We start from the raw sequence: 15,294 nt of genomic DNA, 5'->3' as shown, positions 1-15,294 counted from the left end.
CTCACTCGCTCCTTTCGATCTTGTAGCCGACGCCCCATACTACCTTAAGATAGCGCGGCTCCTTCGGGTTGATCTCTATCTTTTCGCGGATGTGCCGCACATGGACGGCAATGGCGTTGTCACTGACAATATCGTCATTCCACACCTGTCGGTAAATCTCCTCGGTGGAGAACACCCTTCCCGAGTGACGGCACAGCAGCTCAAGTATTTTGTATTCGAGCGGTGTGAGCCGAACGGCTTCGCCGTCTACCGTCACGCTTTTGCTCTCGGTGTCGAGCACCAGTCCGCGGATGACGATCTGCGTTTCCTTTATCTGCATTGCGCCCAGCTGGGTATAGCGGCGCAGCTGGCTTTTCACGCGCGCGACCAGTTCGGACGGGTTGAACGGCTTTGTAATGTAATCATCCGCACCCGCGGTCAGTCCGAGGATTTTGTCCGCGTCCTCGCTCTTGGCCGACAGCAGGATGATCGGCAGGTTTTTGCTTTCTCTTACCTTTAATAAGGTTTTGATGCCGTCCAGCTCGGGCATCATAATGTCAAGGATGATAAGGTGTACATTCTCGGTCATTACGATGTCGAGCGCCTCCAGACCGTTGTACGCCTTGCGCACCAGATAGCCGTCCGCCTGCAGGAATATCGCAATGCTTTCCACGATTTCGCGGTCGTCGTCCACCACCAGAACAGTCAGCTTTTCCATTTTCCCTTCCCCCTTTCGTTACTTCTATCTTACCACAGGTTTCTGTTGTTTTCCGCAGGGAATTTCTTTAGATTTTATGAAGATGAAAAAAAGTCCCTCGATTGAGGGACTTTTCTTTGCTGCGTGTTTATTTGCTGATTGCGTTGTAAATCATCTGCGCGGCATACTGACGCGGGAGTGCATCATCCGGCTTTGTATTTACAGAGACCAAAAGACCGTCTTTATCTGCCAGCTTCAAGGTATTTTCCTTCCACTGTGCACCGGTCAGACCATCCTTCTGTACATCGTGACCGCTGTATACCAGCAGCATTTTTGCGGCTTCTGCCGTCGTTACAGACGCATTCGGTGCAAAAACCGTGCTCGACTTGCCGGAAACGATGCCGTACGCCTGACAATACTTAACGTAGCCGTTCGACCAGGTACCGGCCGTATCCGCAAACGTATCGGTCATATCCTTTGCGTAGTAAGACGCATCATCCGAACCGGTACGCAGTACGAACATCATCTTGGCCATCTGGGCACGGGTAACGAGCTTGTCCGGCTGAAACGAACCGTCCTCAAAGCCCTTGATGACGTTCTTCTCGGTCAGGGTGTCGATTACCTTGCTGTCCACCTTGATGCTGCTCTGGTCGGTGAATGCTGCACCGGCAAAAGCTGTTGCTGCGCAGGCTGCCGCCATGCTCAGCGCGATCAGTCGCTTTCTGAGTGTCATATTAAATTCCTCCTTTTATTGCATGGACGCCATAGTGCATCCATAGGTGAAATATAACACAGTCTGCTGTATTTGTCAACCTTTACCTGCATTTGTGCAAATTCGTGTGATTTTGTGCAAAACAAAAAGACTGATGTTTTCACATCAGTCTTTTGGAGGTACCACCCAGAATCGAACTGGGGATCAGGGAGTTGCAGTCCCACGCCTTACCGCTTGGCTATGGTACCATGTGGAGCGGCTGACGAGGCTCGAACTCGCTACCTCCACCTTGGCAAGGTGGCGCTCTACCAGATGAGCTACAGCCGCATATTTAGTTTTTCGCGCTAACGCGATTTTTATCAGTGCCGATTAGTTACCGGACGCTTCGGGTTTTACGCTCACGGGCGGAATCGCTTTTGCTGCGGCAAAAGCCACGGCGGTTGAAACAATCCACCGGATTGTTTCTAAGAGCCGCCTGCTCTCATTTCAATGTCGCAAAGCGACAATTCAGAGGTTAGAGGGCTACGGCCTCGATTCCTTAACCGAAAGGTAAGATTTATTCAAATGAGTGTCCAGACACTCATTTGAATAAATGGTGCCTCCGGGCGGAATCGAACCACCGACACGGGGATTTTCAGTCCCCTGCTCTACCGACTGAGCTACAGAGGCATATTCCTTCAATCGTTTCCGATTGAAGAATGGCGACCCGGATGGGACTTGAACCCACGGCCTCTAGCGTGACAGGCTAGCGCTCTAACCAACTGAGCTACCGGGCCAGGCCGTCGTCGCTGTTTCGTTTTCGTTCGTATCTCTCAGCGACGATGTTTATTATACAGAACCTGTGCCCAAATGTCAACACTTTTTTCAAAGTTTTTTTATTTTCTTTTTATTTCGTTGCGTGTGTTAAAAGTTCCTGCAACTCTGCGCGGCTGAAACGATAGATTTTATCGCAAAACTGGCAGGTTACCTCACTATTTTCCTGTTCTTCCGCCATCTTGCAAAGTTCGGTTTTTCCCATGCTGATCAGGGCGCGCTCTACTTTTTCACGACTGCACGCACAACGGTAGCCGATTTCACTGGTCTGCAGAAAATCTACCTCAAAGCCATCGAGCACCGCGCGGATGATGTCCTCGAGGCTCATGCCCTTATCAAGCATAGCAGTCATGCTCTCCAGCTTTGCCAGATTGGCCTCCAGCTTGTCAATGTCGGAATCCTTCACGCCCGGCATGAGCTGCACGAGCCAGCCGCCGGCGCACTTGACCGAGCAGTCGGTATCCACGAGCACGCCCAGCGCGCACGCAGACGGGATCTGCTCGCTCTCCGCGAAATAGCGGGTCAGGTCCTCGGCAATCTCACCGTTGACGAGCGCAACCGTGCCCGTGATCGGGTCCTTTAGGCCAATGTCCTTAATCACCATCAGATAGCCGCGGCCGACACCGCCGCCTACATTCAGCTTGCCGTCCGCACGCAGCGGCAGATCGACAGCCGGGTCCTGCAGATAGCCGCGCACATAGCCGTCCGAATCACCGACGCAGACGATCGCGCCGAGCGGGCCGTTGCCCTTGATCTGCACGGTCACGGAGCCGTCCTCGACCTTGAGCTGGCTGCCCATGATGGCAGTCGCGGTCAGCGTTCGTCCGAGGGCTGCGGTAGCCAGCGGCGTGGTGCTGTGGATTTCGTGTGCGCGCTCGACCAGCTCGGTCGTGCTGGCTGCACAAATCTGGATGCCCGCATCACGGGCGATCGCGCGAAGTAACGTATCGCTCATAAGTTAATCTCTCTTTCGTGCTGTAAAGTAAATGCGGTCCTCGCCGCCCTGTACGGGCGCAAAGGACTGGTCGCCATAGGTTTTGATCTCGGTAAAACCGGCCCGCTCCAGCATGGCGGTCAGCTGTGCAGGCTCGTAGATGCGCTCCTCGTGCGTTTCCTGCGCACGGTGCCACACATCGTCCTCCTGCTCGAAAATATCGAACTGGTAGGCGCACAGGCCGTCCTCGACCGCCGCCTGCCATACGCAGAACACGCCGTCGTCCTCGCGGACATAGCTTTCGCCATCAATGCGGGCGAATTTTTCCGGTGTGTTGATGTCGAATACGAACAGGCCGTCCGGATTGAGGAACGTGTGTACGCGCTCGAAGGCGGTCTGCAGTGCTTCCGGCTCAGTGACGTAGTTTACGCTGTCCAGACAGCACAGGCACGCGTCTACCGCGCCGTACAGGTCCAGCTCCTCCATACGCTGATTGAGCAGCAGTGGACGTGGCTCGCAGTCCAGCGTGTTCTGCAGCGCCTGCATGAGCATTTCCGGCGATGCGTCCGCGCCGATCATATCATAGCCGCGCTGCGCCAAAATGCGTGTCAGACTGCCGGTTCCGCACGCCAGATCGAGCACCAGCGATGGCTTTACGCCCTCCCGCTCAAACAGGCGCTCGAAAAAGTCAGCCCATTCCTCGTAGCCCACGTCATCCGTGAAGCGGTCATAGTATTCCGACAGGGTTTCGTAACTATTCATGGCTCTCCTCTGCTGTTTCGTCCTCCTTGAGCCGGTCGAGCATCTTGCGGTAGCCGTCCGAGCCATACACAAGGCACTTGTTCACGCGGCTGATCGTCGCGGTGGACGCGCCGGTCTCCTGCACGATATCGCTGTAAATGCGTCCCTCGTCCAGCATACGCGCCACCTGAAAGCGCTGCACCATGGCACGCAGCTCGGCGATTGTGCACAGATCTTCAAAAAAGTCGTAGCAATCCTCGACTGTCTGCAGCTTGAGAATACCGCGAAACAGAATGTCCATATCCTCGTCCTTCAACTTTCGATTCATGGTCTATCCCTCCCTACATTCGTTTTTTCGCTCTTATACCCTGTATTATAGCACATCGCTTTTATAGTGTAAAGCGTAAAAATATTTAGTTTTCACAGGTGGACAGATGTCCGTGTGCGGCACTCTTTTTCTCTGCATCGGCTGAGCGGGGGGCGCGAACTGCCGCAGGCGTGTTCGCCCTGACGGGGCGGCTCCTTTTCCTGCACCGACCCTGCGGGGTGCGCGAACTGCGTCAGCGGGTTCGCCCTGGCGGGCGGCACCTTTTCCTGCACCGACCCAGCGGGGGGCGCGAACTGCGTCAGCGTGTTCGCCCTAACGGGGCGGGGAGTTTTCCGCTGAACCTCAGCGTGGGGATTCGCCGTCTGCGGACGGCGGGAGCGTGCCGCGCCCCGCGGCGGGGGCAAAAAGGAAGGGACACCTGCGGTTTCCCTTCCTCTTTGGACTCCTACCTTTCCCTTGCTTCCTAATCTGGCGCAGATTTCCTATATGTGACCGCTGCGAAAAAGAGGTACGGCAGAGGATTTTTTCTTCCGTATCTTTCGCAACCGATTCGCAGTGTCAGATAACATACTGCTACACAGACCGGCAACTCTCCGCAGGCGCGACATGACAGTGTCGCGCAATTCGTTAGCGCGTTATGATAGACAGCACCTACGAGGATAAATTGTGCCAAACACCTAAATTCGCAGGTGCCTTCCGGTATAACGTGCCAAAGGGTTGCGCGGCACTGTCATGCCGCGCTTGCGTAGATGAACCCACAAGTGTAGCAGAACAGTATCCGACACTGCGAATATGTCTCGGCATGGGAGCACACTGTGCTCCCCTACGGTAGAAAAAAACCTCTGCCGTACCCCTTTTCGCAGCGGTCACATGTCGGCAATCTGCGCCAGACTATACCAAAAGGAAGTGGGAGTTAAGAGGGTAGAAACCTTGGTGTCTACCCTCTTGCCCCGCCGCGGGGCGCGGCGAATCCCCGCGCTCCGCAGAGCGCAACTCCCCGCTGAGGTTCAGCGAAAAACTCTCCGCCCGTCAGGAGCGAACACGCCTGCGGCAGTTCGTGTCCCCCGCAGAATCGGTGAAGAGAAAAAACGCAGAGGAAACCCTCTGCGTTTCGCATTAAAGCAATTTGAGCTGCTTATCCGGCAGATCCTCATCCGTAAGCAATGCACCGATGGACGGAATACTGCGGCAGCGGTAGCGCGCGTTATCGCTGAGCGCGGCGTCCTCAGTGCGGCACGCCCGCGTAATGGTATGCTTGCCGCGCAGCACCATGGTCTGCACGCCCTGCGTGGAACGGGTTGTCTTGACATCGAGCATGCTCGCGCGGAACGTGAGCGCACGGTTGGCAGTCGAGAACATGGTGATCTCGCTCTCCTCCTCGATTGGGTGGAAGAACGCCACAGCCGGCGCCTTATCCGAGTACGCGCCTGTCAGGCGGCGTCGGTTGGTCTTGGTCTCGAAGGATTCCATAGAAAACCGGGCTGCCTTGCCGTTTTTGAACACAACGACCATACTGCCCTTGTAGTCACCCGGCAGGACGGCATAAACCGGCATTTCGCCCTCGTCCATCTCCAGCTTGGACGCAAGGTAATCACCGAGCACAGACGCCTTGCTGTCCTCAAAATCGTACAGGTGCGCCTTGTACGCCTGCTGCATATTGGTGAAAAAGATAATTTCGTTCTTGTTGGTCGCCTCAGCCGTCCAGAACACCTCATCGCCCTCTTTGAGCTTATGGTCCTGCGACATACGCCACGACTGCGGCGTAATCTTCTTGAAGTAGCCCTCACGGGTGAGGAACAGCAGCACCGGATAATCCTCGATGTGATCCTCCTCGTCGAACTGCTGCACGTTGTCCGCGGTGATGATGCGCGTGCAGCGCTCGGAGGGGTACTTCTTGATGATCTGCTCCAGCTCCTTGATGATGATATTGCGGATTTTCGCCTTGGATTTAACGATTTCCTCCAGCTTTTTAATCTCGTTTTCGAGTGCTTCGGTCTCCTGCGTGCGCTTCAGGATATATTCCTTGTTGATGTTGCGCAGACGGATATCCGCAATAAATTCGGCCTGGATTTTGTCGATGCCGAAGCCTTCCATCAGGTTCGGGATAACATTTGCGTCCTCTTCGGTCTCGCGGATGATTTTAATCGCCTTGTCGATATCGAGCAGGATTTTGCGCAGACCGAGCAGCAGATGCAGCTTGTCCTTCTTCTTGTTGAGGTCGAAGAACACGCGGCGGCGAACGCATTCGGTGCGCCACGCTGTCCACTCATCGAGCAGCTCGGCTACGCCGAGCACGCGCGGCATGCCTGCGATCAGCACGTTGAAGTTGCAGGAGAAGCTGTCCTGCAGGGTGGTCATCTTCATCAGCTTGGCCATCAGCTTTTCCGGGTCGGTGCCGCGCTTGAGGTCGATGGCGATCTTCAGACCGGAAAGGTCGGTCTCGTCGCGCACATCGGCAATCTCGCGCACCTTGCCGTTCTTGACCAGCTCGGCGATCTTGTCGATGATGGCCTCGATGGTGGTCGTGTACGGAATCTCCGTGATCTCGATCAGGTTGTCTTTCTTGTTGTACGCCCATTTTGCGCGCACCTTGAACGAGCCGCGTCCGGTGCGGTAGATGGCACGCATTTCCGCTTCATCGTAGATGAGGTCGCCGCCGGTGGTAAAATCCGGCGCGGGCAGCGTGGAAAGGATGTCGTGCTCGGGATTTTTGATAAGCTCGATGGTCGTGCGGCAGACTTCCGCGAGGTTAAAGCCGCAGAAATTGGATGCCATGCCGACCGCAATGCCGGTATTCGCGGACACGAGAATGTTCGGGTAGGTCGTCGGCAGCAGCGTCGGCTCCTTCATCTCGCCGTCATAGTTATCCACAAAATCCACCGCGTCGGTGTCGATATCGCGGAACAGCTCAGCACAGAACGCATCCAGCTTGGCCTCGGTATAACGCGGCGCGGCGTATGCCATATCGCGCGAGTATACCTTGCCGAAGTTGCCCTTGCTGTCCACAAACGGCATGAGAAGCGCCTCGTTGCCGCGTGTCAGGCGCACCATGGTCTCGTAGATAGCCGCATCGCCATGCGGGTTCAGCTTCATGGTCTGACCCACGATGTTCGCAGATTTGGTGCGGTTGCCGTTCAGCAGGCCCATCTTGTACATGGTGTACAGCAGCTTGCGGTGGGACGGCTTGAAGCCGTCAATCTCCGGAATCGCGCGGGACACGATAACGCTCATCGCGTACGGCATGTAGTTCTCGCGCAGCGTGTCCGTGATGCGCTGATCGACCGAAGGGTGTTCTTTATATACTTTTGGTTCGTCGGTTTTCTTTTTTGCCATTATGCTCTCCCGTTCATCTCAGGAACTTATTCTCTGAATTTCGATTCTAAGTATTCTCTCGCTTTATCTGTTAATTCCAAATATGCCTGTTGCCGATGACTACGCAGAAGCGTTTCCAACGGCTTATTCGTTCCCTGCGAAGAAGCATACATATCTGTACCTAATGCTTCCACCACCTCATACAGCGGTACGCCATATTGAATGGTCTTGCTTACTTCCGGAAGGGCTTGTTCATTATACAACTCAATAAAATACGGCCATTGGCAATCTTCATCTAATTTGTTTTCTTCCTTAAATTCATGGCAAAACGCTTGCGCTACAATAATCGGGCAGGCTTTTCCATTCTTATCCCACGAATGCAATGCCAAAAAGATTTTATCGCCTTCTTGTATTTTCCGCGGCTTATGCTTCTCCGAGAAATAAGTTGCACATTGCCTCTCTTTATTATAATCAAATGCATATGGCTGTATTTGATTCGGTTTATACGGCTTTCTCTGTGCAGAACTTGCCGAAAACTTTAGCCAGCAGCGATTCTGCGTTTTTTTCTTCGGCTTCAACTGCAAAAAATCCTGTACAGTATCATTTTCTTCCACAGTCGCTTTATGCGACAGCTCCGCACCTAAATCTCCAGTTTTATCTACCGTTGAAGCATTCTTTTTCTTATCCTTGCAAAGCTGCTGCACTTTCTTTTTTACGGTATGAAGCCATTCTCCCGTAACTATGCCTTTGTGGTCAGCTTCTATCGCCGCGCGCATATCTGCAAAATATTCATCGCATTTTTGAAACAACTGTGATTCATCAGTCGCAATAAGAGACAATTCATGGTTGCCCTGCAAACCGCCATTCGTAAAATTGGCAGAACCCAGTATCACTATACGATTGTCTATTAAATAGAGTTTTGTATGCAGATTTTTCAGTGCCAAGACTTTTGCACCCGCTTGATGCAGTTCAATCAAAGCGTCAATATCACTTACACCGGTCGCAAAATTTTCATAATTAAACCGTGAAATCAGTACACAGTCTACCTTATTCTTTTGAATAATCTGTGCTAACCTATGTGCTGGTTGCTTTTTGATAAATGGTGTAACAATATAGATTCTTTGCTGACTTTCACCCAAAGCATTTAATACACTTTCACGGTGATTATCCGTCAATAATTCAATAGACATTGCGCATTCCTCGCATATCTTACGAAATATCCGCCAGCTCGAGATAATCCGCGCCGTTCTCGGCAATATACTCCTTGCGTCCGGCGAGGTTGTCGCCGAGCAGCAGGTCGAACATTTCGCTCGTGGCAGCCGCTTCATCCGGCGTAATGCGGATCAGGCGGCGGTTTTCGGGGTTCATGGTGGTCTCCCACATCATTTCGGGCTGGTTCTCGCCGAGACCCTTGGAGCGCTGGATAAGAATCTTTTTGCCCTCCAGCTTTTTGAGGATAGCCGCTTTTTCGCTCTCATCGAACGCAAAATAGCTCTTGTCACGGTAGGTGATCTCATACAGCGGCGACTCCGCAATATAAACGTAGCCCTGTTCGATGAGCGTCGGCACCAGACGGTACAGCATGGTCAGAATGAGCGTACGGATCTGGAAGCCGTCCACATCGGCATCGGTGCAGATGATGATACGGTGCCAGCGCAGGCTTTCGAGGTCGAACGCAGAAAGGTCCTTTGCCGCCTTGCCGCGCACCTCGACACCGCAGCCGAGGACTTTGAGGAGGTCGGTTATGATGTCATTCTTAAAGATTTTATCGTAATCCGCCTTGAGGCAGTTGAGGATTTTGCCGCGCACCGGCATGATGGCCTGAAATTCACTGTCGCGGCCCTGCTTTACCGAACCGAGCGCGGAATCACCCTCGACGATATACAGCTCACGGCGGGACGCATCCTTGGTGCGGCAGTCCACGAACTTCTGCACACGGTTAGCGAGGTCAATATTGCCGGACAGCTTCTTTTTTATATTCAGACGCGCCTTTTCCGCCTGTTCGCGGCTGCGCTTGTTGATCAGGATCTGCTCGGCGATCTTGTCGGCCTCGGCCTTGTTCTCGATAAAGTAGATCTCGAGTCCTTCCTTGAGGAACTCGGTCATGGCCTCCTGGATGAACTTGTTGGTGATGGCCTTCTTGGTCTGGTTCTCATAGGAGGTCTGGGTGGAGAAGCAGTTTGTGACAAGCACGAGGCTGTCGAAAATATCCTGATAAGTGACCTTGCTCTCGCTCTTGTTGTACTTGTTGTTCTGCTTGAGATACGCATCAATGGCAGACACGAACGCCGAGCGAACGGCCTTGTCCGGTGCACCGCCGTGCTCCAGCCACGAGGAGTTGTGGTAGTACTCGATCTGCGACACCGCCGAGGAGAAGCAGAACGCGCACGACAGCTTCACCTTGTACTCGGCCTTGTCGGCGCGGTCGCGTCCGCGTCGTTCGCCCTCGAGGAACTGCACCGAGGTCAGCGGATTTTCGCCTGCCAGCTCGGTCACATAGTCCACAATGCCGTTCTGATAAAGAAATTCGGTGGTCTCGTAGCTGCTTCCCACCTGATTTTTCAGCACAAACTTGATATGGCTGTTGACGACCGCCTGCCGCTTGAGCGTATCCAGATAATAATCCACAGGGATGTTGATATCCGTGAAGACCTCAAGATCGGGCTTCCAGCGGATGGTCGTGCCGGTTTTGCGCGCGTTCGTCGCCTTCTTGGTGTAGCCTTCCTTGGTGCCGGTCTTGTTTTCGCCCTTTTCAAAGTGCAGGCCGTACTCGAAGCCGTCACGGATGACGGTGACGTCCATGTACTCCGAGGAATACTGCGTCGCGCAGGTGCCGAGACCGTTGAGGCCGAGCGAAAACTCATAGTTTTCGCCGGTGTCGTTCTTGTACTTGCCGCCTGCGTACAGCTCGCAGAAGACCAGTTCCCAGTTGTAGCGCTGCTCGTTTTCGTTCCATTCGATCGGGATACCGCGGCCATGGTCAGCGACTTCGATCGAGCCGTCCGCATAGCGTGTGGTGACGATCTCGGTGCCGTGGCCCTCTCGCGCCTCGTCGATCGAGTTGGACAGGATCTCAAAGACCGCGTGCTCACAGCCCTCCAGTCCGTCCGAGCCGAAGATAACGCCCGGGCGCTTGCGCACACGGTCCGCGCCCTTCAGCGAGGAGATGCTTTCATTGCCGTAAGACGGCTTTGCTTTGCTCATATATACTTTAACTCCCAATTTCCGAAGTTTTACTTACTTTATTATATCTGTTCAGATATGAAATAGTCATTTATATCAATTTTACACCATATCATTGTTTATGTCAACAAAACAGAACAATTGTTCTGTTTTCGCAAGCCATAGAAATGCTAAAACCAGACAAATCACTGCCTTGCCCCCCATTTTGCCCGAACGCAAAAATGCGCGCTCTCAGTTCCTGCTGAAAGCGCGTTGTATGGGGCAACACCGCGCAATTAAAGCAGCGGCTTCTTACACAGGCTCCGGCCGCGCTGCCGCGGTACTTTGCGGAAATTGTATGGTATTGCCTAATGGGTGTCTTGCACCTCTTGTTTTTGGACTGTCCGGGAGCCTGCGCGGTATTCCGTCCCACAGGGCCAGACAGATTTTTGAAGGATTGACTGCTCACACAGTCGGAGAAAAAGATTCCCTATGAAGTATCTATTTTTAAAGGGATGGCAAGTGGTTTTTAGCACTCAGCTTGCTGTTCCCTTGCTGTGATTACAGGATACAGGAATCCCATGTCTAAAGTATGTAGAAAGTTTGAAGAAACCGTAAACATACCGTTTCTAAATTGAAAATGACGCGACCGCAAACCCGATACGTTCATTCTCAATTCAAAAGTGCTGTAACCTCTTCCAAGGTGTTCGCAAAATAGATTTTCTTCTGCCGTTCTTTGGTGGACAGCTCCATCTCGATCATGTGGTCGAGCAGTGCCTTCATATGGTCGTAATAGCCGTTGAGATTATAGAAAATGCACGGTGCATCCAGCTGGTTCAGTGCCAACTTGCTCATCACCTCGGCGATTTCCTCGAGCGTGCCCGTACCGCCCGGAAAGGCGATGAACGCGTCTCCAAGCTCGATCATTTTGGTTTTGCGATCGGTCATATCCTCGGTGACGATCAGCTTGGTCAGACCGTCCAGCTGCAGCTCTTGCTCGATAAAAAAGCGCGGCTCTACGCCGATGACCTTACCGCCTGCGGACAGTGCGCTCTCCGCGACCGCGCCCATCAGACCGACCCGTGAGCCACCGTAGACCAGTGTATGGCCGTGCTCGCCAATCCATGCGCCAAGCTCGCGCACGGCGGTTTTAAGGGCAGGCTCGCGGCCCTCGTTTGCACCCAGATATACGGTTATATTCATAATTTTGTCCTCCATTATACAGGTGTATGCAGGGTTATCGGCGGTAATGCCGGAAATTCTGATTTGCTAATTTGCACCAGCTAATCGGGGTACGCAAACTGCGTAAGCGGGTTCGTGCGCCCTGCTGGGGCGGTGCAGAAAAAAGAAAAGAGCAGACGTTTACACATCTGCTCTCTGGAAATTCTATTTTAGCGGAACTTCTTCTTCTTTGCGCGTGCAGCCTCAGACTTCTTGCGGCGCTTTACGCTCGGGCTTTCATAATGCTCACGCTTGCGGAGCTCGGAAAGCGTACCCGCCTTGGCACACGAACGCTTGAAGCGACGCAGTGCGCTGTCAATAGACTCATTTTCCTTGATGCGGATCTCCGACACAGTTTTCCCTCCCTCCGCACGTTCCCCTCATGGGGATCGCTTAGCACAGTTTGTATACATCCGTACACAAAACCGTAAGGATATTATATCGAATTTCCGCGTCAATGTCAACTACTTTTTCCCGTAGTTTTCGATTTTTTCTTTTTGACGCGGAAATCCGGCATTCCTTCTCACTTTACGACAAGGTTTACGATCTTGCCCGGAACAACGATCTGCTTTACGATCTGCTTGCCCTCGATGGCGTGCTGTACCTTTTCCTCTGCCAGTGCGGTGTCAATCGCAGTCTGCTTGTCGGCATCGACTGCCAGCTTGATGGTGCACTTCAGCTTGCCGTTTACCTGTACCGCCAGTTCTACCATGCTCTCGACGGTCTTGGCCTCGTCGTAGGTCGGCCACGGTGCTACAGAGAGCAGACCGGTCTCGCCCATCTGCTGCCACAGCTCCTCGGTGATATGCGGTGCAAACGGATTGAGCAGTGCCAGGAAGGTCTTGTACTCAGCCTTGTTTACGCCCTTGTCGTAGAACTCGTTGAGCATGGTCATCAGCGCTGCGATAGCCGTGTTGGCCTTGAGGTTGTCTGCATCCTCGCCCACCTTTTTGATGGTACGGTTCATAAGAACCTCGTGCTGCTCGGAGTAGGTATCGCCGTCCTGCACCTTGTCAGCCAGCGCCCATACGCGCTCGAGGAAACGGCGGCAGCCCTTGATGGACTTCGGGCTCCACGGAGCAGCCTTCTCAAAGTCGCCGATGAACATCTCGTACAGACGCATGGTATCTGCGCCGTAGGTGTCAACGATCTCGTCCGGGTTGACGACGTTGCCGCGGCTCTTGGACATCTTCTCGCCGTTCTCGCCGAGGATCATGCCGTGGCTGGTGCGCTTTGCATACGGCTCCTTGGTCGGCACTACGCCGATGTCATACAGGAACTTATGCCAGAAACGGCTGTACAGCAGATGCAGCGTGGTGTGCTCCATGCCGCCGTTGTACCAGTCAACCGGAGACCAGTATTTCAGTGCTTCCGGCGAAGCAAGCGCCTTGTCGTTGTGCGGGTCCATATAGCGCAGGAAGTACCAGGAGGAACCGGCCCACTGCGGCATGGTATCGGTCTCGCGCTTTGCCGGACCGCCGCAGCACGGACAGGTAGTGTTTACCCAGTCGGTCATGTGTGCCAGCGGAGATTCGCCGTTGTCGGTCGGCTCGTAGCTGGTTACGTTCGGCAGCTCAAGCGGCAGCTGATCCTCCGGCAGAGCCACATAGCCGCACTTGTCGCACTTGACGATCGGAATCGGCTCGCCCCAGTAACGCTGACGGGAGAATACCCAGTCACGCAGCTTGTACTGCACCTTGGCATGGCCGATGCCCTTTTCACCCAGCCACTCGATCATAGCAGGGATAGCGTCCTTAACGGTCTTGCCGTTCAGGAAATCGGAATTTACCAGAATGCCGGTTTCGTCCTTTGCGGTGAACGCAGCCTTCTGGACATCCTCGCCGCCGGAAACAACCTCGATGATCTCACAGCCAAACTTCTTAGCAAACTCCCAGTCGCGGTCATCGTGCGCCGGGACAGCCATGATGGCACCGGTGCCGTAGCCCATCAGTACATAGTCGGAAACGAAAATCGGGATCTGCTTGCCGTTTACCGGATTGATTGCTGCAACGCCGTCCAGCTTAACGCCGGTCTTGTCCTTATTCAGCTCGGTGCGCTCGAAGTCGGACTTGCGGGCAGCCTCCTCGCGGTACGCGCGAATGTCCTCGATGTTGTTCAGCTTGTCTGCCCACTGCTCGATCATCGGGTGCTCCGGGGAGATTACCATGTAGGTCGCGCCGAACAGGGTGTCCGGACGGGTGGTGTAAACGGTCAGCGTATCGCCCTCAGTGGTCTTGAAATCCACCTCAGCGCCGGTGGAACGGCCGATCCAGTTGCGCTGCTGAATCTTAACGCGTTCAATATAATCCACATCATCCAGATCGTCGATCAGACGCTGTGCGTACTTGGTGATGGCGAGCATCCACTGGCTCTTGGTCTTGTGAACGACCTCGCTGCCGCAGCGCTCACAAACGCCGTTGACAACCTCCTCGTTCGCCAGAACGCACTTGCAGGAGGTGCACCAGTTTACGCTCATTTCCTTCTTGTAGGCCAGGCCCTTCTTGAACAGCTGCAGGAAAATCCACTGGGTCCACTTGTAGTAGCTCGGGTCGGTGGTATTGATCTCACGCGACCAGTCGAACGACAGACCAAGGCTCTTGAGCTGGCTCTTGAAGCGTGCGATGTTCTTCTTGGTGACCTCTGCCGGATGAACATGGTTCTTGATGGCAAAGTTCTCAGTCGGCAGACCGAATGCGTCCCAGCCCATCGGATACAGCACGTTGTAGCCCTGCATGCGCTTTTTGCGCGCAACGATATCCAGCGCGGTGTAGGAGCGCGGATGGCCTACATGCAGACCCTGACCGGACGGGTACGGGAACTCAACGAGTGCATAGAACTTCTCCTTGTCCGAGTCATTCTCGGCGCAGAAGCACTGCTTCTCATCCCAGATGTCCTGCCATTTCTTCTCTACTTGTTTATGATCGTACTTCAACGGATTCTCCCCCTAAAGTGAGTTTTTGATTTTGAGCGCGACAACGCGGCGGACACGTTTCCGGGGCCGCCGCATGTCGGTATTTTACTTGTCCTCGATACCCAGCTCTTCAAGCGTTACCGGCGTGCCGTCCTTCCACAGGTTCTCCAGATTGTAGAACTTGCGTGCCTCCGGCATGAATACATGCAGTACAGCGCAGCCGTAGTCCAGCAGCATCCACTGTGCGGATTCATAGCCCTCGGTGTGGTGCGGCATCTCGTCGTGATCGTACTTCAGGTGCCACTCTACATTGTCCGCCAGTGCCTTAACCTGCGTAGTGGAGGACGCAGAGCAGATGACGAAATACTCGGTCAGCTCGGTCAGGCGCTCAACATGCAGCACCTCAATGCCCTGAGCCTTTTTCTCGATCAGCGCTTCGCAGATCGCCTTTACAGTTTCTTTTGCAGTCAAAGTATAAACTCCT

General features: G+C 53.9%; 12 protein-coding genes and 4 tRNA genes. All 16 read right to left on the bottom strand.

The features are described from left to right. Position 1: 1 nt before the first annotated feature. Positions 2-688, bottom strand: a complete 687-nt coding sequence (locus PGS25_RS03265; protein ID WP_442865228.1) for a response regulator transcription factor — start codon at positions 686-688, stop codon at positions 2-4. 136 nt (positions 689-824) lie between these two features. Next, positions 825-1,409, bottom strand: a complete 585-nt coding sequence (locus tag PGS25_RS03260) for an S-layer homology domain-containing protein (RefSeq protein WP_270417703.1) — start codon at positions 1,407-1,409, stop codon at positions 825-827. A gap of 153 nt (positions 1,410-1,562) precedes the next feature. Then, positions 1,563-1,636, bottom strand: a tRNA-Cys gene (locus PGS25_RS03255). Positions 1,637-1,639: 3 nt separating this feature from the next. Further along, positions 1,640-1,715: transfer RNA gene (locus PGS25_RS03250), tRNA-Gly, on the bottom strand. Between the two features lie 266 nt (positions 1,716-1,981). Continuing rightward, positions 1,982-2,057 (bottom strand) — tRNA-Phe (locus PGS25_RS03245). Positions 2,058-2,087: 30 nt separating this feature from the next. Beyond that, positions 2,088-2,164 (bottom strand) — tRNA-Asp (locus PGS25_RS03240). Positions 2,165-2,274: 110 nt separating this feature from the next. Beyond that, complete coding sequence (gene hslO, locus PGS25_RS03235; RefSeq protein WP_270383771.1) at positions 2,275-3,156, bottom strand: Hsp33 family molecular chaperone HslO; 882 nt, start codon at positions 3,154-3,156, stop codon at positions 2,275-2,277. A gap of 3 nt (positions 3,157-3,159) precedes the next feature. Then, entirely contained in the window at positions 3,160-3,897 is a 738-nt protein-coding gene (locus PGS25_RS03230; protein WP_270417702.1) for a class I SAM-dependent DNA methyltransferase, read from the bottom strand. Then, positions 3,890-4,204, bottom strand: a complete 315-nt coding sequence (locus PGS25_RS03225; RefSeq protein WP_110436460.1) for a YerC/YecD family TrpR-related protein — start codon at positions 4,202-4,204, stop codon at positions 3,890-3,892. The genes PGS25_RS03230 and PGS25_RS03225 overlap by 8 nt, the downstream gene beginning before the upstream one ends. Before the next feature lie 1,116 nt (positions 4,205-5,320). Next, a complete protein-coding gene (locus tag PGS25_RS03220) occupies positions 5,321-7,537 on the bottom strand; it encodes a DNA gyrase/topoisomerase IV subunit A (RefSeq protein WP_270417701.1) in 2,217 nt (738 codons plus the stop codon). Between the two features lie 26 nt (positions 7,538-7,563). Continuing rightward, positions 7,564-8,706: a phospholipase D family protein gene (locus PGS25_RS03215; protein WP_270417700.1), complete on the bottom strand. Its 1,143-nt coding sequence runs from the start codon at positions 8,704-8,706 to the stop codon at positions 7,564-7,566. 19 nt (positions 8,707-8,725) lie between these two features. Further along, positions 8,726-10,720: a DNA gyrase/topoisomerase IV subunit B gene (locus tag PGS25_RS03210; RefSeq protein ID WP_270417699.1), complete on the bottom strand. Its 1,995-nt coding sequence runs from the start codon at positions 10,718-10,720 to the stop codon at positions 8,726-8,728. A gap of 630 nt (positions 10,721-11,350) precedes the next feature. Next, positions 11,351-11,881, bottom strand: coding sequence for a TIGR00730 family Rossman fold protein (locus PGS25_RS03205; protein WP_270417698.1), 531 nt, complete (start codon positions 11,879-11,881; stop codon positions 11,351-11,353). Positions 11,882-12,069: 188 nt separating this feature from the next. Further along, positions 12,070-12,252: a 30S ribosomal protein S21 gene (rpsU, locus tag PGS25_RS03200; protein WP_031472056.1), complete on the bottom strand. Its 183-nt coding sequence runs from the start codon at positions 12,250-12,252 to the stop codon at positions 12,070-12,072. 170 nt (positions 12,253-12,422) lie between these two features. Further along, on the bottom strand, positions 12,423-14,831 hold the full coding sequence (gene leuS, locus PGS25_RS03195; protein WP_270417697.1) for a leucine--tRNA ligase: 2,409 nt from the start codon (positions 14,829-14,831) through the stop codon (positions 12,423-12,425). Positions 14,832-14,915: 84 nt separating this feature from the next. Continuing rightward, positions 14,916-15,281: a ribosome silencing factor gene (rsfS, locus tag PGS25_RS03190; protein ID WP_110436454.1), complete on the bottom strand. Its 366-nt coding sequence runs from the start codon at positions 15,279-15,281 to the stop codon at positions 14,916-14,918. Between the last annotated feature and the right edge of the window lie 13 nt (positions 15,282-15,294).

It is taken from the genome of Butyricicoccus sp. AM78-15b2TA (genome assembly GCF_027665985.1).
GTDB lineage: Bacteria > Bacillota > Clostridia > Oscillospirales > Butyricicoccaceae > Agathobaculum > Agathobaculum butyriciproducens.
Note: the sequence above shows the minus strand (reverse complement) of the source record. Positions and strands in the feature narration are given on the sequence as shown.